Below are 17,647 nucleotides of genomic sequence, written 5' to 3'. Positions count from 1 at the left end.
ATGTGTGCCTCGCGTGTGCCCAAGTGTGCACCGAGAGGGACAGTAAGTCACTCAAGTCCTTGATATATTTCCAGTATCTTGTGGGAAACTGGCTCCGGCGGTAGGGATCGAACCTACGACCAATTGATTAACAGTCAACTGCTCTACCGCTGAGCTACGCCGGAACACCGCGGGGTCTATAGCAAGGCATCTCGGGGGCGGCAAGGGGCAAATCCGGGGAAAATGCAGTGCGTCTTATGTTCGGAAGAATTCTGCGTCGGGGTGCAGGGCAGGGCGGGCTGCAACCAGCTTTCTGTCTGCCAGATCAATGAGATGCGCCAGCACGTTCCGGGCGGCGGCTGGCAGCAGATGGCGCGGCGTCCCGGCATAGATCCGGTCCGCAAGCTGCGGGATGCGGGCCGGTCCCTCGGCCAGGGCGGCAAGGATCTGCATCTCGCGGCCCTCGCGATGGGTGATGAGGTCCGCCAGCCGTTTCCCGGGGTCGGCGATCTCGGCGCCATGTCCGGGCAGGAAGCGGTCCCAGCGCGTCGCGGCCAGCCGGTGCAGCGAGGCCATGTAGGCCCCCATGTCACCATCGGGCGGCGACACGATCGAGGTCGACCAGCCCATGACATGATCGCCCGAAAACAGGGTCGCGCCCAAGGCGAGGCACAGATGTCCTCCGAGGTGGCCGGGGGTGTGGATCGCCTGCAGCGCCCAGTCGGGGCCGGTCAGCGTGTCGCCGTCGGCAAGCGTGCGGTCCGGCGCGAAGCCATGGTCCAGACCCTCGCCATGCGCGGGCAGGCTGTCCGCTAGCCTCGCCATCACCGCGCTGCGCCCCGAGGTGGCGGGACCGAAGGCGTGGACCGGGGCGCCCGTCAAGGCCGCCAGCCGGGGGGCAAGGGCGGAATGGTCCAGATGGGCATGGGTGACGATGATCCGTTCGATCCATTGCCCGGGACCGACTGCGGCCAGGATCGCATGCAGATGCAAGGCGTCGTCCGGACCGGGATCGATCACGGCAAGCCCCGTGGCCCCGACCAGCCAGGTGTTCGTCCCGGTCCCGGTCAGGGGCGAGGGGTTCGGCGCAAGAAGGCAGCGGACCTTTGGATCTGACGGCATTCGGCGTTCCGGTCGGGTGGCTTTCCAAAGAAGCGGGGGGCGGTTAGGCTTGGCAGTGATGTCGGTCGTTCAACGTATCCTTCCCAGGGGCCTTTACGGCCGCGCGGCGCTGATCCTGATCGTGCCGATCCTTGCCATTCAGCTGGTTTTCTCGACCGAGTTCATCCAGCGCTTCTATGAAGACGTGACTGGGCAGATGACGCAAGGGGTCGCGATCGACCTGCGCTTCCTGATGGACGAAATCGCTGCCAGCCCGTCCCTGGAAGCCGCCCGCGCCCGGGTGACACCCCTGGCTGAGGCACTGGAGATCACCCTGACCCTGCCTGCGGGGGCGGACGCGCCCCTGGCGGACCGGAAGAACCTGATCGATCTGTCCGGCAACACGATCATCACCACTTTGCACGACCGGTTGCCGGGCCTGGTGGCGGTCGACCTGACGGATGAGGAGCGCATGGTCAGGCTGCGTTTCGACAGTCCCCTTGGTCCGGTTCAGGCCGAGGTCAGTCGGCGGCGGATGTCGGCGACCAACCCGCACCAGCTGATCGTGCTGATGATCTTTGCCTCGATCCTTCTGACGGTCATCGCCTATTACTTCCTGCGTCGGCAGTTGCGCCCGATCACCAAGCTTGCCGAAGCGGCCGAGGAATTCGGGAAGGGCAGGACGGTGATGTACCGCCCGCGCGGCGCGTTGGAGGTGCGGGCTGCAGGTCGGGCGTTTCTGGACATGCGGGCCCGGATTGAACGGCAGATCGAGCAGCGGACCCTGATGCTGTCCGGGGTCAGCCATGACTTGCGCACGCCCCTGACCCGGATGCGTCTTGCACTGTCGCTGTTGCCCGAGGACCCCGAAGTCGCGGCCCTGCAGGCGGATGTCATGCAGATGGAGCGGATGGTCGACGAGTTTCTGGCCTTCGTGCGTGGCGATGCAATGGAGGGGTCTGAGCCGACCGACGCGGTCGCTCTGGTCCGGGGCGTGGCGGACCGGGCCGGAGCGCACTTCGCCGGGGTCGAGGGGCAGGCAGAGCCGGTGATGATGCGCCCGCAGGCCATCGTGCGGGCGGTCGAGAACCTGGTCAGCAATGCGCAGCGCTTTGGCAGCCGGGTCGAGCTGCGCCTGGTGTTTCAGGACCGAAGCCTGCGCATTGTCGTCGAGGATGACGGGCCGGGCATTCCGGCAGGCCGTCGCGACGAAGCGTTGCGTCCCTTCACCCGGCTCGACGCCTCACGCGATCCCAATCGCGGTGCGGGGGTCGGGCTTGGGCTGTCGATCGCGTCCGACATCGCGCTTAGCCACGGCGGGGCCTTGCGGTTGTCGGAAAGCGAGTCCCTTGGCGGGTTGAAGGTCGAACTGGTGATCGCGCGCTGATTACTTCGACGCGCCGACCACGATGATCCAGTGCAGCTTGTTGTCGGGGGCCGGGCTCAGCGCAATGCCGACGCCCACTTCCCGGGCCTTGCGCAACAGGATGTTGTCCTTGTGCTTGGGCGAATTCATCCACCATTCCACCGCGCGGGCGCCGCTGCCAAAACCGCGTCCGGTGTTTTCGGCGGCGGTCCGGAAGGAATAGCCTGCGCGGCGCAGCCGAGTCTTCAGCGTGCCGCCGTCCGACGAGGTGTGGCTGATCGACTTGCGCTTGGCATTGTCGCAGGCATGGCCTTGGGCGGCCTTGTCCAGTTTGGCCGACAGCGTCAGCGCCGATAGCCCGCGCGCCTTGCGTTCGGCGTTCAGGTGGCTCAGCAGCTCCTTCTGCAACGCATCGGCGTTCGACGGGATCGAGCATCCAGCCTGTGCCGCGGCACCAAGGCAGATCATTGCAGAAGCGGCAACCGCCGCAAACGTCAGGCGCAGAAACATGGCAGCTCCCCAGCGTAAGGCACATTTCCAGATTCCAGACCAGTTGGGCCAGAATCTGGCAGAATGTAGCACAATTGGTGATTTACGCGAGAATTGTCATCCAATGCATTCATCTTCCGGTCGAGTAGGCAAAGTCTGGCCAAGCGATCGGCAGAAACCCGCGGAAAGTTGACTTCCCTCGGGCGGGACAACCGGAAAGGATGGGCCGGAGCGAGGGTGGGTGATGCTGGACGGTTTGATGCGCGGGGTGATCGACGCCCCATTGAACGAAAGCGGGCGCTGGCTGGCAGCACGCGGGGCCTCGGCAAATACGGTTACCCTTGCCGGGCTGGCACTGGGGCTGGCTGCGGCGGGGCTGATCGCGGCGGGTTGGTCGGGCGTCTGGGTCGCTCTGGTGCTGCTGGCCAGCCGCCTGGCCGACGGGCTGGATGGCGCGGTGGCGCGGGCGCGGGGCAAGACCGATTTCGGCGGCTTCCTCGACATCGTCTGCGACTTCGCCTTCTACGGCGCGGTGCCGCTGGCCTTCGTGCTGCACGACCCGTCGGCAAACGGCGTGGCGGGGGCCTTCCTCTTGTTCAGCTTCTACGTCAACGCCGCGACCTTCCTTGGCTATGCGATCCTGGCCGAAAAGAAGGGGCTGGAAACCCGCAGCCGGGGCGAGAAGTCGCTGTATTTCACTGCCGGGCTGATGGAGGGGACAGAGACGATCCTCTTCTTCGTCATCCTTGCGCTCTGGCCCGCGCTGTTTGCGCCCCTGGCCTGGGTCTTTGGGGTTCTGTGTCTGCTGACAGCCACCGCACGGGTCCTGCTGGCGGCGCGCACCTTCCGGTAAGGGCGGGCCGCTAGCCCATCACCGCCTCGCGGAACCGGAAGAAGCCGTGCGTGGCATGTGGCCACGCCAGGCGGTCATGGTCGCGCAGGATGCGGGTCAGGGTCAGTCCCTGCGGCTCGGCCAAACGGGCCAGGTCGTTCAGGGCACTGGCAACGGGGCCGGTCGGGGCGTAGGGGGTCACAATCTGTGTCGCACCCGCCTCTGTGGCAAGGCGCAAAAGGGCGGGCAGGTGTCCGGGCGAAAAGCGCGGCGCGTCCGGGGCGCCAAGGCGTGCGAGTGCGTCCCGGATCGCGCCTTCCGTGAAGCGGTGCACCGGTTCGGCCACCGGCAAGGGCGAGCGACCCGCGACATCGGTCAGGACGGCAACGCCCGTTGGATGAAGCCCCTGATCCAGCAGGAACTCGGGCGACAGGTCCTCTTCCGTGACCAACAGCAGGCTGGGGGCCGTGGGGTCCAGCCGGTCGCCCTCGGGGGCCACGCGCGGGGCGGGAACCGGAAGCATCGGCAGGGCAGGGGCCTCGGGTGCCAGTCCCTCGGGGCGGAACCGTCCGCGCGTGTTCTTCGCGATGTTCTCTGCCGTCGCCAGATAGGTCTTGCCCGGCGTGTGCAGCCCCGCGACCCAGCGCCAGGACAGGGTGTTTGACGCCGGATCGCCGTCGATAAGGTGTCGGAGGAAGAAATCCGCCCCCAGTTCCCACGGCAGCCGCAGGGTGAAGATCCAGATCGAGGCGAACCACATCCGCGCGTGGTTGTGCAGATAGCCCGTCGCCACCAGCTCCCGCGCCCAGTCGTCGAACCCCTCGATCCCCGTCTCGCCCAGCATTGCCGCCTCGGCCCGTGCTGCCAGGCCCGGTTCCACCGCCAACCGGTTCAACCCCGCCTGCACCTCCTGGCGGTAGGCCGACCAGACCCCCGGCCGCAACTCCAGCCAGCCCTTCCAGTAGGTCCGCCACCAGACCTCGGCCAGGAACTTCTCCGCCCCCTGGGGATGGCGGCGCAGAACCGCATCCACCACCTCGGCCTCGGTCACCAGTCGGTGCCGCAGCCAGGGTGACAGGGTCGAGACATGCGGATGGCCGGGCAGGTCGAGATTGCGAAGTTGGGCATAGTCGCGGCCTGCGCGGGGCAGGAAGTCGGACAGGCGATCAAGGCCTGCGGCGCGGTTGGGTGTGAACATCAGTGGGGTTTAGGGCAGCAAGCCCCGGTTTCAAGGCCGCACAGGTGCAGACCCAAATCGCAGGGAGGTGCCCTTGCAGCCCCCGTTTCACCCCACTAAGACTCTGGCAATACATTCGACGATATTCCTCGAGCGACTGAAAGAGGCAGGCACCGATGCGCGATCCCGTTGACCATTACATGAACACGCTCGTCCCCATGGTCGTCGAACAGACGAGCCGGGGCGAACGCGCCTATGACATCTTCAGCCGCATGCTGAAGGAACGGATCATCTTCCTGGGCGGCCCGGTGCATGACGGCATGTCCAGCCTGATCTGCGCCCAGCTTCTGTTCCTTGAATCGGAAAACCCGACCAAGGAAATCTCGATGTATATCAACTCGCCCGGCGGCGTTGTGACCTCGGGTCTGTCGATCTACGACACCATGCAGTACATCCGCCCCAAGGTTTCGACCCTGGTGATCGGCCAGGCGGCCTCGATGGGCTCGCTGCTGCTGACCGCGGGCGAAAAGGGGATGCGCTTCTCTCTCCCGAACAGCCGCGTAATGGTCCACCAGCCCTCGGGCGGCTACCAGGGCCAGGCCACCGACATCATGATCCACGCCCGCGAAACCGAAAAGCTGAAGCGTCGGTTGAACGAGATCTACGTCAAGCACACCGGCAACGACTATGAGACGGTCGAGGCCGCGCTGGAACGCGACAACTTCATGTCGGCCGAAGATGCCAAGGCCTGGGGCCTGATCGACCAGATTCTGGAAAGCCGTGGAAAGGCCGACGATACGTCGAAATGACGCCCCTTTTCCCGCCGAGTTTCCGGTTGGGTTTTTCGGATTGTGGTGCCTTGGGGGTTGGCCTAAACTTACCCACAAGACACCGGCCCTGCGACGCAGGGATTTGGGTGAAAAGTTAGAGGACTGCGGATGGCGAACAACACCGGCGGCGACAGCAAGAACACGCTCTACTGCTCGTTCTGTGGCAAAAGCCAGCATGAAGTGCGCAAGCTGATCGCGGGGCCGACCGTCTTCATCTGCGACGAATGCGTCGAACTCTGCATGGACATCATCCGCGAGGAGACGAAGACCACGGGTCTGAAATCTTCGGATGGCGTGCCGACCCCCCGCGAAATCTGCAAGGTGCTGGACGACTATGTGATCGGACAGATCCATGCCAAGCGCGTGCTGTCGGTCGCGGTTCACAACCATTACAAGCGGCTGAACCATTCTTCGAAGACCGACATCGAACTGTCGAAGTCCAACATCCTGCTGATCGGCCCGACGGGCTGCGGCAAGACCCTGCTGGCGCAGACCCTCGCGCGCATCCTGGACGTGCCCTTCACGATGGCCGACGCCACCACGCTGACCGAGGCGGGGTATGTCGGCGAAGACGTCGAGAACATCATCCTCAAGCTTTTGCAGGCCTCCGAATACAACGTCGAACGCGCGCAGCGCGGGATCGTCTACATCGACGAGGTCGACAAGATCACCCGCAAGTCCGACAACCCCAGCATCACCCGCGACGTGAGCGGCGAGGGCGTCCAGCAGGCGCTGCTGAAGATCATGGAAGGAACCGTGGCCAGCGTGCCCCCGCAGGGCGGCCGCAAGCATCCGCAGCAGGAATTCCTGCAGGTGGACACCACGAACATCCTTTTCATCTGCGGCGGCGCCTTTGCCGGTCTGGAAAAGATCATCGCACAGCGCAACAAGGGCTCGGGCATCGGCTTCGGCGCCGATGTGAAAGGCCCCGAAGAACGCACCGTGGGTGAGCTGTTCAAGGAGCTGGAACCTGAGGATCTGCTCAAGTTCGGCCTGATCCCGGAGTTCGTCGGTCGTCTGCCGGTCATCGCCACGCTGACCGACCTCGACGAGGCCGCGCTGGTCACCATCCTGACCGAACCGAAGAACGCGCTGGTCAAGCAGTACCAGCGTCTGTTCGAGATCGAGGGCGTCAAGCTGACCTTCACCTCGGATGCCCTGACCGCCATCGCCAAGCGCGCGATCAAGCGCAAGACCGGCGCACGCGGCCTGCGCTCGATCATGGAGGACATCCTCCTCGACACCATGTTCGAACTGCCGGGCATGGACGGGGTCGAGGAAGTCGTCGTCAAGGACGAGGCGGTGAATTCGGGCGCGAAGCCAATGCTCGTCTACACCGAGACCAAGAAGAAGGAACCGGTGAAGGCCTGATCCGGGCCTTTCGCCGCGGTCCTTTCAAGGCGGGACCATGCTGCGGGTTGTGACGGTAACGGTGCTGGGGGCCTTTGTCCTCCTTTACGCTGGGCTTGGCCGCTCTCCGCTGTCCTATCTCGAATCCATCAACCGTTCGATCGGCGGCCGGGACTTTTCGTCGGCATTCCATGGCATCGTTCCGTTCGACAGCGTCGTCGTATCGGCGACCGACTATTCCAGCAATCTCGTCAAGGACTCCTGCCTGGTGGTGGTCGTCCGCCTGTCCGCAGATGCACCGTCCGAACCACCCAAGCAGACCCGCAGCGCTGACGGGCGGTTCGTCATCGGCGGCCGCTGGCGCGAAACGCCGGAACGGATGAAGCTGGCCTCGGCCCCCGACCTGCTGGAAACCTGCGGCCATCTGATCGACGCCGATACCATCCTCTACCTGGGCAGCTCGCTGGAGCAGCCAGGCAACTTCGTCATCCGCGACTGGCGCAAGGGCGTCATGCAGCTCTATGCACCGGAGGTGCGCCTTGCCGCCTACCTGAGTTACGGGCCCGCCCGACCCTAGCGGCTTGCCGCAACTTTGCCTTGCCCGCCCTAGACCTTTCTTTCCGCTTCCGGCATAAGTGCCGCAAACGGAGGCCACCCATGTATTTCCTCAAGCGCCTGCTGACCTGGTGGAACAGCCAGACCATCGGCACCCAGATCTTCACCTCGCGCAAGGGCGTCAAGGTGGGCCAGGATGACGCGGGCAACACCTTCTATCAGACCCGCGACGGCAAGCGGCGCTGGGTGATCTACAACGGCGAGATGGAGGCTTCCCGCGTCTCGCCCGACTGGCATGGCTGGCTGCACCACACCTGGGATGAACCGCCGACCAAGGCTCCGCTCAAGCACAAGGCCTGGGAAAAGCCGCATCAGGAGAACCTGACCGGCACCGAGGCCGCCTATGTGCCCCCAGGGTCCATCCGTCGCGCCGCGCCCGTCGCACGGGCCGACTACGAGGCCTGGCAGCCCGAGTAATGGCTTACGAACGCGCAGAAATCCTGGCCGGGGCGGCGGTTCTGGCCGTGGCCTTGGGCTTCACGCTTTACGCCGCGCGCGGGGCGGGGATCGGGACCCAGTCCGACAGCTATCCGCTGACCGCCAGCTTCCGCTCGGTCGAGGGCGTCAGCATCGGCACCGATGTGCGTCTTGCGGGCGTCAAGGTCGGCACCGTAACCGACCTCAGGCTCAACCCGGAAACCTACTTTGCCGATGCCACGATCTCGATGCGCAAGGACGTCGCGGTCCCGGTCGATTCGACCATCCTGATCTCCTCCGAGGGCCTTCTGGGTGGCACGTTTGTCGAGGTCCAACCCGGCGGCGCGCTGGAAAGCCTGGAACCGGGCGGCGAGATCGAGGACACCCAGGGCGCGGTCAGCCTGATCAACCTGCTGATGAAATTCGCAAGTGGCGGCGATGGCAGTGCCCCGGCCGAGGGAACCACGACGCCATGAGGGCGCTTGTCCTGCTGCTCGCTTTGGTGCTTCCCGCCCAGGCGCAAGAGGCCGCGCCGGAATTCACCGAATCCGACGGCGCCGCGCTGCGGTTCCTCGACAAGCTGACCAGCGAGACCGGCGACGTTACCCTGTCGCGCGGGCAGTCGGCCAAGTTTGGCCGTCTGGTGGTGCAACTCGACAGCTGCCGCTATCCGACCGGCAACCCTGCCTCGGATGCCGAGGCGCATCTGACCATCCTGGAAGTGGCGACCGAGACGCCTCTGTTCACCGGCTGGATGCTCGCCTCTTCGCCCGCGTTGTCGGCGCTGGACCATCCGCGCTATGACGTCTGGGTCCTGTCCTGCGTTCTGCCCGAAGCCCCGGCGCCCGAGGCCACCGATCCCGCCGAAGGCGAATAGCCCGCCGGATCGAAGGCCGCACTATTTGCCACAGCCTCGGCCAGCAGCCGATGATACTCGGCGCGCGGAATCTCCTTGCCGCCCAGCGAGGCCAGATGCGGCGTCAGGAACTGCGTGTCGAACAGCCGGAACCCCCCGGCCCGCAGGCGATGCACAGCATGCGCCAGCGCTACCTTCGACGCATCGGTCCGGCGCGAGAACATGCTTTCGCCAAAGAACGCCGCGCCCAGCGTCACGCCATAGACCCCGCCTACCAGGGCCTCGCCCTCCCAGACCTCGAGGCTGTGGGCAAAACCCAGCCGGTGAAGCTGCAGGTAAAGCCGCTGGATGCGCCGGCTGATCCAGGTCTCCCCCCGGTCGGCGCAGGCCTCGACCACCGCGTCAAAGGCGGTATCCGTCGTGATGCGGAACCGGCCGGACCGGATGCATTTGGCCAGCGACCGCGAGATGTGGAACCCGTCCAGCGGCAGGATCCCCCGGTGGCGCGGGTCAACCCAGTGGATCTCGGGGTCGTCGCGCCCGTCGGACATCGGGAAGATGCCCATCGCATAGGCGCGAAGCAGGATGTCGGGAGTGATCTCGTCGGCTGTCCCGTGCACCGCAAAATCCTTCAAAGGATTTTGCAAAAGTTTTCAGAAACTTTTGCGGTAGGGCGCCCGACACCGGACGCCCCTTCAACTCAGGCGAACTGCTTCTCCAGCCACTTTTCCAGCCAGTGAATGTTGTATTCGCCGTTCTGGATGTCGGGCTCGGCCAGCAGCATGTGGAAAAGCGGGATCGAGGTGTCGATGCCGTCGATGATAAGTTCGGACAAGGCCCGCTTCAGCCGAGCCAAGGCCTCGGGCCGGTCGCGGCCGTGGACGATCAGCTTGCCGATCAGGCTGTCGTAATAGGGCGGGATGCGGTAGCCGTCGTAGATCGCAGAATCCATCCGTACACCCAGACCGCCCGGCGCATGGAACTGGGTGATCCGGCCGGGGCAGGGGCTGAAGGCCGGGATCTTCTCGGCGTTGATCCGGACTTCGATGCAGTGGCCGTTGATCTCCAGCTCATCCTGCGTGAACGACAGGTCCATGCCACTGGCGACGCGGATCTGTTCGCGCACGAGGTCGACACCGAAGATGCCTTCGGTGACGGGGTGTTCCACCTGCAGCCGGGTGTTCATCTCGATGAAGTAGAACTTGCCGTCCTCGTACAGGAACTCGATCGTGCCCGCGCCGATATACTTCAGCTTTTTCATCGCGTTGGCGCATATCATGCCGATCTCGGACCGCAGCTTCGGCGTGATGGCCGGGCCGGGGGCTTCCTCGAACACCTTCTGGTGGCGGCGCTGCAAGGAACAGTCACGCTCGCCCAGATGCACCGCACCACCCTTGCCATCGCCGAAGACCTGGATCTCGATATGGCGAGGACGCTGGAGGTATTTCTCCATGTAGACTTCGTCGTTGCCGAAGGCGGCCTTGGCCTCGGACCGGGCGGTGCGGAAGGCGATCTCAAGCTCGCTTGCGTCCTTGGCGACCTTCATCCCACGCCCACCGCCCCCGGCGGTGGCCTTGATGATGACCGGATAGCCGATCTGGTCGGCCACAGTCTTGGCCGTCTCGAAGTCCGGCACGCCGCCATCACTGCCCGGCACCACGGGGATGCCCAGCTCCTTGGCGGTTTCCTTCGCGGTGATCTTGTCGCCCATGATGCGGATATGTTCCGCGCTGGGGCCGATGAAGGTGATGCCGTGATCTTCAAGCGCCTGGGCGAAGGCCGCGTTTTCCGACAGGAAGCCGTAGCCCGGATGAACGGCTTGCGCGCCGGTGATCTCGCAGGCCGAGATGATCGCGGCCTTCGACAGATAGCTGGCAGAGGAGGGGGCAGGACCAATGCAGACGGATTCGTCAGCCATGCGGACATGCATCGCATCGGTATCGGCGGTGGAATGGACGGCGACCGATTTGATCCCCATCTCGCGGGCGGCACGGATCACGCGAAGGGCGATCTCCCCCCGGTTGGCGATCAGGATTTTATCGAACATGGGTTCTCGCCCCTTATTCGATGATCATCAGGGGGGCGCCGTATTCGACGGGGTGGCCATCCTCGACCAGGATGCGCTTCACCGTGCCTGCCTTCGGGGCAGGGATATGGTTCATTGTCTTCATCGCTTCGATGATAAGGACGGTCTGGCCTTCGCTGACCTGGGATCCGACCGCGACAAAGGGCGAGGCTCCGGGTTCCGCGGCAAGGTAGACCGTGCCGACCATGGGCGAGGTCACGGCGCCTGGATGCTGGGCCGGGTCCTCGTTTGCAGGCGCTGCCGCTGGGGCAGCCGCCGTGGGCGCAGCGGCAGGGGCCGGGGCATAGGCGACGGGGGCAGGGGCCGCAGCCATCGTCACGACAGTCGCCTGCTTGACGACGCGGACCTCCAGGCTGTCGTCCTCGCCATATTCCCGCTTCACCGACAGTTCGGTCAGGTCGTTCTTGTTCAGAAGCTCGGCCAGTGCCGAGATGAAGGCGACATCGGTGTCGGTGTTCTGCTTGCTCATCGGGTCCTCTGTTCTTCTCTGCCCTGGGCGCGCGCGGTTGGGCGGCTTAGCCCCCCGCAGTCTGGTATCCGGCGCTTATACGCGACCCGGTGAAGGCTGAAAAGCCGCGAAAGCGCGGGCCGCTCCAGTGCGGCGGCATGCGTCCTGGTCGTGCACTGCCTGCAAAACGGGCACGCCCGTGAAAATCTGCAGGGACAGAAAATTTACCGTTTGATAAAAAAACTGACCTGTGCCAGCCTTCGACAAAACGATAAGCCAGGGAGGCCCCCAGCCCATGTCGAACAGCCCGCTTACGCCCGGAATCGTCCCCGGCCGCCTGCCCGCGGATGCCATCGCACGAAACTTCTCCGACCACGAGCCTGCGCTTGACCGGCACGAGGCGCGCGTGGCCGCCGACCGCTGCTACTTCTGCCACGATGCGCCCTGCATCACGGCCTGCCCGACCTCGATCGACATCCCGCTCTTCATCCGCCAGATCGCGACCGGCACGCCCGAGGCCGCCGCCACGACGATCTGGAGCCAGAACATCCTCGGCGGCATCTGCGCCCGGGTCTGCCCCACCGAAACCCTGTGCGAAGATGCCTGCGTCCGCGAGGCCGCCGAGGGCAAGCCGGTCGAGATCGGCCGCCTCCAGCGCTTTGCAACCGATGTGGCGATGGCAAAGGGCTTGCACCCTTTCACCCGCGGCGCGCCCACCGGCAAACGCATCGCTGTCGTCGGGGCAGGGCCTGCGGGCCTGTCCTGCGCGCATCGTCTGGCGATGCATGGCCACGACGTCGTGGTGCTGGAACGCCGCCCCAAGGCGGGGGGCCTGAACGAATACGGCATCGCCAGCTACAAGGCGACCGGCGGTTTTGCGCAGAAAGAGGTCGACTGGCTCCTGTCGATCGGCGGGATCGAGATCCGCAACGGCGTGGAGCTTGGCCGCGACGTGACACTTGACCAGCTGCAGGCCGACTACGACGCCGTCTTCCTTGGCATCGGCCTGGCCGGCGTCAACGCGCTGCGGGCCGAGGGCGAGGACAAGGCCGGCGTCCGCGATGCCGTCGACTTCATCGCCGAACTGCGCCAGACCTCCGACTTGACGCAATTGCCCGTCGGCCGCGATGTCGTCGTCATCGGCGGCGGCATGACGGCCGTGGACGCCGCCGTCCAGTCCAAGCTTCTGGGCGCCGAGAACGTCACCATCGTCTACCGCCGGGGGCAGGAAAAGATGTCGGCTTCGGGCTATGAACAGGACCACGCGGTCCAGTCCGGCGTCCGCATCATCCACAACGCGGCGCCCTTGCGCATCCTTGGCAACGGCCACGCCGAAGCCGTGGAATTCGCCTATACCCAGGATGGCCCGAACGGGCTGACGATCTCGTCCGAGACCTTCACCCTGAAGGCCGACCAGGTCTTCAAGGCCATCGGCCAGTCGCTGGCCGGTGCGCCGGCAGGGCTGCAGGTCGACGGTGGCAAGTTCTCCGGCCCCTCGGGCAAGGTCTGGGTCGGCGGCGATTGCGCGGCGGGGGGCGAGGACCTGACGGTGACCGCCGTCGCCGAAGGCCGCGACGCCGCCGAGGCGATCCATGCGCGGCTGACGGGGGCCTGATGGCCATGCAATCCCCTTGCCTTCGCCTTTGGGCCGGGCCAGAAGGGGCGCCGGAAAGGGCGCCCCGTGGAAGCATTCGCCGAAAGTGTCATCACCTTCATCGAGCAGAACCAGGCCTGGTTTCCGGTCATCATGGTGCTGTTTGCGGCGGCAGAGACGACGGCCTTCCTGTCGATTGTCATCCCCTCGACGCCAGTGCTGGCGGCCGTCGGCGCACTGGCCGCGACCGGGGCGCTGTCCTTCTGGTCGCTCTGGATCGGCGCCACGATCGGCGCGCTGATCGGGTCGACCTTCAGCTACTGGTTGGGCTGGCGCTACGGCGCAGCCGTGCTGAAGATGCGCCCGCTCAGCGACCATCCCGAATGGGTCGAAAAGGCGCAGGCGTCCTTCGACAAGTACGGGCCGGTCACCATCCTGATCGGGCATTTCACCACGATCTTTCGCCCCGTGGTCTTCCTGTTGGCGGGAATGAGCGGGATGACCTTCGCCCGCTTCGCTTTCTGGAACACGCTCGGCTGCGTGGCCTGGGCCTTCATCGTGCCGAAGCTTGGCCAGTATGGCGGCGATCTGATCGGCTGGATCTGGTCGCTGTTCTGACGGCCCTGCCGCCTTCAAGGCATGGTGGGCGCAGCGCCCACCCTACATTCCTCGCATCCCCCTCAGCTGTCGCCAAGGAGGCATCCCATGGCTAACCTCGCGTCCAATTTCATCGGCATCAAATCCCCAAACCCGTTCTGGCTGGCTTCGGCCCCGCCGACGGACAAGAAGTACAACGTCGAACGCGCCTTCGAGGCGGGTTGGGGCGGTGTCGTCTGGAAAACGCTGGGGTCCGAAGGCCCGCCCGTGGTCAACGTGAACGGCCCCCGCTACGGCGCGATCTGGGGGGCGGACCGCCGCCTGCTGGGGCTGAACAACATCGAACTGATCACCGACCGCCCGCTGGAGGTGAACCTGCAGGAGATCAAGGAGGTCAAGCGCAAGTGGCGCGACCGCGCGCTTGTCATTAGCCTGATGGTCCCTTGCGATGAGGACTCGTGGAAGGACATCCTGCACCGGATCGAGGATACCGAGGCGGACGGGGTCGAACTGAACTTCGGCTGCCCGCACGGCATGGCCGAACGCGGCATGGGATCGGCCGTGGGGCAGGTGCCGGAATACATCGAGATGGTCACGCGCTGGGTCAAGAAGCACTCCCGCATGCCCTGCATCGTGAAGCTGACGCCGAACATCACCAACATCCTGCGCCCGGCTGAGGCCGCGAAGGCCGGGGGGGCGGATGCGGTCAGCCTCATCAACACGATCAACTCGATCACCTCCGTCAACCTCGACGACTTCAGCCCTGAGCCGATGATCGACGGCAAGGGCACGCATGGCGGCTATTGCGGCCCGGCGGTGAAGCCCATCGCGATGAACATGGTGGCCGAGATCGCGCGTAGCGCCGAAACCCGCGGCCTGCCGATTTCAGGCATCGGCGGCATCACCACCTGGCGCGACGCGGCGGAATTCATGGCCCTTGGGGCGGGGAACGTGCAGGTCTGCACGGCGGCGATGACCTATGGCTTCAAGATCGTGCAGGAAATGATCTCGGGCCTCTCGCAATACCTTGACGACAAGCAGATCGGCCTGTCGGACCTTGTCGGTCGCGCGGTGCCGAACGTCACCGACTGGCAGTATCTGAACCTCAACTACGTCGCAAAGGCGCAAATCAACCAGGACGACTGCATCAAGTGCGGCCGCTGCTATGCGGCTTGTGAGGACACGAGCCACCAGGCCATCGCCATGTCGGCGGACCGCACCTTCACCGTGAAGGACGAAGAATGCGTGGCCTGCAACCTCTGCGTCAACGTTTGCCCGGTCGACAACTGCATCACCATGGTGCCGATGGCCAAGGGCTCGGTCGATCCGCGCACCGGGCGCAAGGTTGGCGACTATGCCAACTGGACGACGCATCCCAACAACCCGAGCGTTGCGGCAGAGTGATCGCGACGAAGCCAGCCCAAGAATTTTCGTCGAAAATTCTTGGGCAAGGCCGGGTCAGCACAGGATCTGGATCCGGCCCTAATTGCAGATCACGATGAACTGGCCACCACATTCCACCAGGTGAAAGCCGCGTCTGCGCACTTCGGCGACAAAGAAGTCGCGGCCGACTTCCCGTTCGACATCGCGGACCGAACGGCGGACGCCGCTGCCACGTTCAACTGCCTTTGCTGCGAACAAGTCTTCAAGCCAGGGGATTGTGGGCCGTGGAGCGAAAGCGTGAAGCATGCGCCAGGCCTTGCGTCACACGGTTAATTTCAGGTGAATGGCTGCCCCCTGCCAAGAATTTTCGCCGAAAATTCTTGGGCGCGACGGTCAGGGCATCGGCAGCGGGCTTATCCCGGCAGCGATGCTGGCCTTGATATAGGCCTCGCGCGCGGCGAGGGCTGCAGCGCGCGCTTCCGCCGCTGGGTGCTGATCCTCGTCTCGCTCTGCAAGCTGAACCGTGACCTGGGCTGCCACGGCAGATGGCAATTGAACCGCGTCTTGGCGCATCGTTTCGGCGACGGGAGGCATGCTCGCCGCCACAGCCGCACTGACAACGCGGTCTGTCGGCGCTTGCTGTGCCAGTGTCTGGACCGGCTGTTGTGACCGGATGGCAGAAATCAGGTCCATAGTGTGACCCCCAAAGTTGACCCCCTGGAGGACAAATTACCTCAGAAACCCCTAACCGGCATGGGCGAAATGTCTAAAATATGGTTGGCTTGGTGGGCGAGCCTTTCCGGAAGGTTAACGAAATCATGCAAACACCGGAAAATAAAACATTATCCGGAAATGTCCACCGTGGACATCAGGGCCGCAGCAGCCGGGTGAAGAGCGTATCCAGAAACCCGCCCGCCTCGGTGAACGGGTCATGCCCGGGCCCCAGAACCGCGCGGACCTGCACGTCGAAGTCGGCATAGTGCTGGGTCAGCGCCCAGATCGAGAAGATCAGATGCACCGGATCGACCCGCGCGATCCGCCCCTCATCCATCCATCGGGTCAGCACCTGCGCCTTCTCTGCCACCAGCGCCCGCAGATCCCCCTCGATCGCCTCACGCATCCGGGGCGCGCCCTGCAGGATCTCGTTGGCAAACAGCCGGCTTTCCCGAGGATAGTCCCGCGCCAGGTCCAGCTTGCGCCCGACATAGGCCTTGATCTCTTGCAGGGGCTCTCCCGCAGGGTCCATCGCGCGCAGCGGGTCCAGCCAGGTATCCAGAAGCCCGGTCAGCAACGCCTTGTGGACGGCCTCCTTCGACGGGAAGTAGTACAGCAGGTTCGGCTTCGAGAGCCCCGCGCCCTCGGCGATCTGGTCCAGCGTCGCGCCCCGGAACCCATGCAGCGAGAACACCTCCAGCGCGGCGTCCAGGATCAGCTCGCGATTGCGCTGCTGGATGCGGGAACGGGGGCGGGCGGTGGGCGACATGGAACCTGGGCGCTGTCTGCGGACCCCATGGATACCCCGGCCCGCGCGGCAAGGTCAAATCATTCGCCGCCACTGGTCCGGCCCATCGACGCGGCGACCCCGTGGTGGCCAAGATCTTCGGTTGACGCCTACTGCACCGCCTGCATGATGCCCCATGGCACGACGGTCAGCATGGCGGTGATGATGAAAAGCGCGCGCTTGAGGCCTGAAAACATTTGGGTCTCCCTCTGTCGTGATGCCGGGAAGCTAGGATGCGTGCCATGACCGACAAGACGCCTGCGATGAACCGCCGCGGCTGCGAGGCGACGGTCCTGGTCGACGACGACCGCGTCCGCGTGACCCGCTTCGACTTCGCGCCCTGGGCCGAAACGGGCTGGCACCGCCACGCGCACGACTACGTCATCACCGCAATCACCGATTGCCCGATGCTGCTGGAGGAACCGGGCGGCGCGACTCGGACGGTGCTGGTTCCGGCGGGCACGGCCTATCGCCGCAGCGAGGGGGTGGAGCACAACGTGGTCAACCACGGCGCCGTCCCGATGAGCTTTGTCGAGATCGAACTGAAAGAGCCCGCGCGCGCCTGAGCGCTACTCCGCCATCAGCGCCCGAAGACCACGCACCACCAGCCTGTGATCCTCCACCTGCGGCAGGCCAGACACCGTCGCCACCGCAACCACCCCGACACCCGTGACGCGGATCGGCACCGCCCCCCCGGCCTCGGCATAGTCCTCGGACGGCAGTCCATGCCGCGCCAGCGCCTCGTCCTTGGCCGCCAGCCTGCGGCCGACCAGCAGCGAGGGCAGTTGGAACAGCAGCGCCGTGTTCGACTTGCGCCGCGCCCAGCGGTCGTTCAGCGGGGCCGAGCCGGGCAGGGCCGCATGAAAGAGCGTGCGGTCGGCGGTGCGGATGTCGATCACCACCGGCAGCGCTTCGGCCAGGGCCAGGTCGACCAGGATCTGCCCCAGCCGCAGGCCGGCCCGCTCATCGAACCGGGGCAGCATCAGCCCGGCATATTCCGCCTCAAGGTCGGCCAGTTCCATCCGT

The 17,647-nt window shown here is 65.2% G+C and carries 22 protein-coding genes and 1 tRNA gene; 12 read left to right on the top strand and 11 right to left on the bottom strand.

What is annotated here, in order from left to right; translation table 11 throughout:
* Nucleotides 1-89: 89 nt before the first annotated feature.
* Together E8M84_RS17525 and E8M84_RS17520 are read right to left on the bottom strand one after the other, a co-directional pair.
* A tRNA-Asn gene (locus tag E8M84_RS17525) sits at nucleotides 90-164 on the bottom strand.
* A 70-nt stretch (nucleotides 165-234) separates the two neighbouring features.
* Nucleotides 235-1,101, bottom strand: coding sequence for an MBL fold metallo-hydrolase (locus E8M84_RS17520; RefSeq protein WP_137112487.1), 867 nt, complete (start codon nucleotides 1,099-1,101; stop codon nucleotides 235-237).
* A gap of 55 nt (nucleotides 1,102-1,156) precedes the next feature.
* Here E8M84_RS17520 and E8M84_RS17515 point away from each other — a divergent pair, with 55 nt between their 5' ends.
* The gene (locus E8M84_RS17515; protein WP_137112805.1) at nucleotides 1,157-2,467 is read left to right on the top strand and encodes an ATP-binding protein; all 1,311 of its coding nucleotides are present in this window, start codon (nucleotides 1,157-1,159) and stop codon (nucleotides 2,465-2,467) included.
* Here E8M84_RS17515 and E8M84_RS17510 read toward each other — a convergent pair whose 3' ends face one another.
* Nucleotides 2,468-2,956: a CAP domain-containing protein gene (locus E8M84_RS17510; RefSeq protein WP_137112486.1), complete on the bottom strand. Its 489-nt coding sequence runs from the start codon at nucleotides 2,954-2,956 to the stop codon at nucleotides 2,468-2,470.
* A 223-nt stretch (nucleotides 2,957-3,179) separates the two neighbouring features.
* On the opposite strand from E8M84_RS17510, the gene E8M84_RS17505 reads away from it, so the two are divergent.
* Entirely contained in the window at nucleotides 3,180-3,788 is a 609-nt protein-coding gene (locus E8M84_RS17505) for a CDP-alcohol phosphatidyltransferase family protein (protein WP_137112485.1), read from the top strand.
* Nucleotides 3,789-3,798: 10 nt separating this feature from the next.
* Here E8M84_RS17505 and E8M84_RS17500 read toward each other — a convergent pair whose 3' ends face one another.
* The gene (locus E8M84_RS17500) at nucleotides 3,799-4,965 is read right to left on the bottom strand and encodes an FAD-binding domain-containing protein (RefSeq protein WP_137112484.1); all 1,167 of its coding nucleotides are present in this window, start codon (nucleotides 4,963-4,965) and stop codon (nucleotides 3,799-3,801) included.
* 155 nt (nucleotides 4,966-5,120) lie between these two features.
* On the opposite strand from E8M84_RS17500, the gene E8M84_RS17495 reads away from it, so the two are divergent.
* From E8M84_RS17495 to E8M84_RS17470, 6 genes are all read left to right on the top strand, one after another.
* The gene (locus E8M84_RS17495) at nucleotides 5,121-5,753 is read left to right on the top strand and encodes an ATP-dependent Clp protease proteolytic subunit (protein ID WP_137112483.1); all 633 of its coding nucleotides are present in this window, start codon (nucleotides 5,121-5,123) and stop codon (nucleotides 5,751-5,753) included.
* A gap of 129 nt (nucleotides 5,754-5,882) precedes the next feature.
* Nucleotides 5,883-7,145 carry an ATP-dependent Clp protease ATP-binding subunit ClpX gene (clpX, locus tag E8M84_RS17490; protein ID WP_137112482.1) on the top strand — a complete coding sequence of 421 codons (1,263 nt, stop codon included), beginning with the start codon at nucleotides 5,883-5,885 and terminating at the stop codon, nucleotides 7,143-7,145.
* A 37-nt stretch (nucleotides 7,146-7,182) separates the two neighbouring features.
* Nucleotides 7,183-7,701, top strand: a complete 519-nt coding sequence (locus tag E8M84_RS17485; protein ID WP_137112481.1) for a hypothetical protein — start codon at nucleotides 7,183-7,185, stop codon at nucleotides 7,699-7,701.
* Between the two features lie 80 nt (nucleotides 7,702-7,781).
* Entirely contained in the window at nucleotides 7,782-8,156 is a 375-nt protein-coding gene (locus E8M84_RS17480) for an NADH:ubiquinone oxidoreductase subunit NDUFA12 (protein ID WP_137112480.1), read from the top strand.
* Nucleotides 8,156-8,632, top strand: coding sequence for an outer membrane lipid asymmetry maintenance protein MlaD (mlaD, locus tag E8M84_RS17475; protein ID WP_137112479.1), 477 nt, complete (start codon nucleotides 8,156-8,158; stop codon nucleotides 8,630-8,632). Before E8M84_RS17480 ends, mlaD begins: the two co-directional genes overlap by 1 nt.
* The gene (locus E8M84_RS17470) at nucleotides 8,629-9,033 is read left to right on the top strand and encodes a DUF2155 domain-containing protein (protein WP_137112478.1); all 405 of its coding nucleotides are present in this window, start codon (nucleotides 8,629-8,631) and stop codon (nucleotides 9,031-9,033) included. Before mlaD ends, E8M84_RS17470 begins: the two co-directional genes overlap by 4 nt.
* On the opposite strand, the gene aat is transcribed toward E8M84_RS17470, so the two are convergent.
* The 3 genes from aat to accB all read right to left on the bottom strand — a co-directional run bounded on the left by aat (nucleotide 8,955) and on the right by accB (nucleotide 11,567).
* Nucleotides 8,955-9,632: a leucyl/phenylalanyl-tRNA--protein transferase gene (gene aat / locus E8M84_RS17465; protein WP_276607133.1), complete on the bottom strand. Its 678-nt coding sequence runs from the start codon at nucleotides 9,630-9,632 to the stop codon at nucleotides 8,955-8,957. The genes E8M84_RS17470 and aat overlap by 79 nt on opposite strands.
* 80 nt (nucleotides 9,633-9,712) lie before the next feature.
* On the bottom strand, nucleotides 9,713-11,059 hold the full coding sequence (gene accC, locus E8M84_RS17460) for an acetyl-CoA carboxylase biotin carboxylase subunit (protein ID WP_137112477.1): 1,347 nt from the start codon (nucleotides 11,057-11,059) through the stop codon (nucleotides 9,713-9,715).
* 13 nt (nucleotides 11,060-11,072) lie between these two features.
* Complete coding sequence (accB, locus tag E8M84_RS17455) at nucleotides 11,073-11,567, bottom strand: acetyl-CoA carboxylase biotin carboxyl carrier protein (RefSeq protein WP_137112476.1); 495 nt, start codon at nucleotides 11,565-11,567, stop codon at nucleotides 11,073-11,075.
* A gap of 274 nt (nucleotides 11,568-11,841) precedes the next feature.
* On the opposite strand from accB, the gene E8M84_RS17450 reads away from it, so the two are divergent.
* From E8M84_RS17450 to preA, 3 genes are all read left to right on the top strand, one after another.
* Nucleotides 11,842-13,161 carry an NAD(P)-dependent oxidoreductase gene (locus E8M84_RS17450; RefSeq protein ID WP_137112475.1) on the top strand — a complete coding sequence of 440 codons (1,320 nt, stop codon included), beginning with the start codon at nucleotides 11,842-11,844 and terminating at the stop codon, nucleotides 13,159-13,161.
* 66 nt (nucleotides 13,162-13,227) lie between these two features.
* On the top strand, nucleotides 13,228-13,758 hold the full coding sequence (locus E8M84_RS17445; protein WP_137112474.1) for a DedA family protein: 531 nt from the start codon (nucleotides 13,228-13,230) through the stop codon (nucleotides 13,756-13,758).
* A gap of 87 nt (nucleotides 13,759-13,845) precedes the next feature.
* A complete protein-coding gene (gene preA / locus E8M84_RS17440; RefSeq protein WP_137112473.1) occupies nucleotides 13,846-15,141 on the top strand; it encodes an NAD-dependent dihydropyrimidine dehydrogenase subunit PreA in 1,296 nt (431 codons plus the stop codon).
* 78 nt (nucleotides 15,142-15,219) lie between these two features.
* Here the strand turns inward: preA and E8M84_RS17435 are convergent, their stop codons facing one another.
* The 3 genes from E8M84_RS17435 to E8M84_RS17425 form a co-directional block, all read right to left on the bottom strand.
* On the bottom strand, nucleotides 15,220-15,378 hold the full coding sequence (locus tag E8M84_RS17435) for a hypothetical protein (RefSeq protein WP_346763697.1): 159 nt from the start codon (nucleotides 15,376-15,378) through the stop codon (nucleotides 15,220-15,222).
* Nucleotides 15,379-15,513: 135 nt separating this feature from the next.
* Complete coding sequence (locus tag E8M84_RS17430) at nucleotides 15,514-15,813, bottom strand: hypothetical protein (protein WP_137112471.1); 300 nt, start codon at nucleotides 15,811-15,813, stop codon at nucleotides 15,514-15,516.
* Between the two features lie 175 nt (nucleotides 15,814-15,988).
* The gene (locus E8M84_RS17425) at nucleotides 15,989-16,603 is read right to left on the bottom strand and encodes a TetR family transcriptional regulator C-terminal domain-containing protein (protein ID WP_137112470.1); all 615 of its coding nucleotides are present in this window, start codon (nucleotides 16,601-16,603) and stop codon (nucleotides 15,989-15,991) included.
* A 260-nt stretch (nucleotides 16,604-16,863) separates the two neighbouring features.
* Here E8M84_RS17425 and E8M84_RS17420 point away from each other — a divergent pair, with 260 nt between their 5' ends.
* Nucleotides 16,864-17,187 (top strand): cupin domain-containing protein, encoded by a 324-nt coding sequence (locus E8M84_RS17420; RefSeq protein ID WP_240790435.1) that lies wholly within the window; start codon nucleotides 16,864-16,866, stop codon nucleotides 17,185-17,187.
* Between the two features lie 3 nt (nucleotides 17,188-17,190).
* On the opposite strand, the gene E8M84_RS17415 is transcribed toward E8M84_RS17420, so the two are convergent.
* Nucleotides 17,191-17,643 carry a heme-degrading domain-containing protein gene (locus E8M84_RS17415; protein ID WP_137112469.1) on the bottom strand — a complete coding sequence of 151 codons (453 nt, stop codon included), beginning with the start codon at nucleotides 17,641-17,643 and terminating at the stop codon, nucleotides 17,191-17,193.
* Between the last annotated feature and the right edge of the window lie 4 nt (nucleotides 17,644-17,647).

Source organism: Rhodobacter sp. SY28-1, assembly GCF_005222785.1.
Classification (GTDB): domain Bacteria; phylum Pseudomonadota; class Alphaproteobacteria; order Rhodobacterales; family Rhodobacteraceae; genus Tabrizicola.
This window is presented reverse-complemented; position numbering and strand designations above follow the sequence as displayed.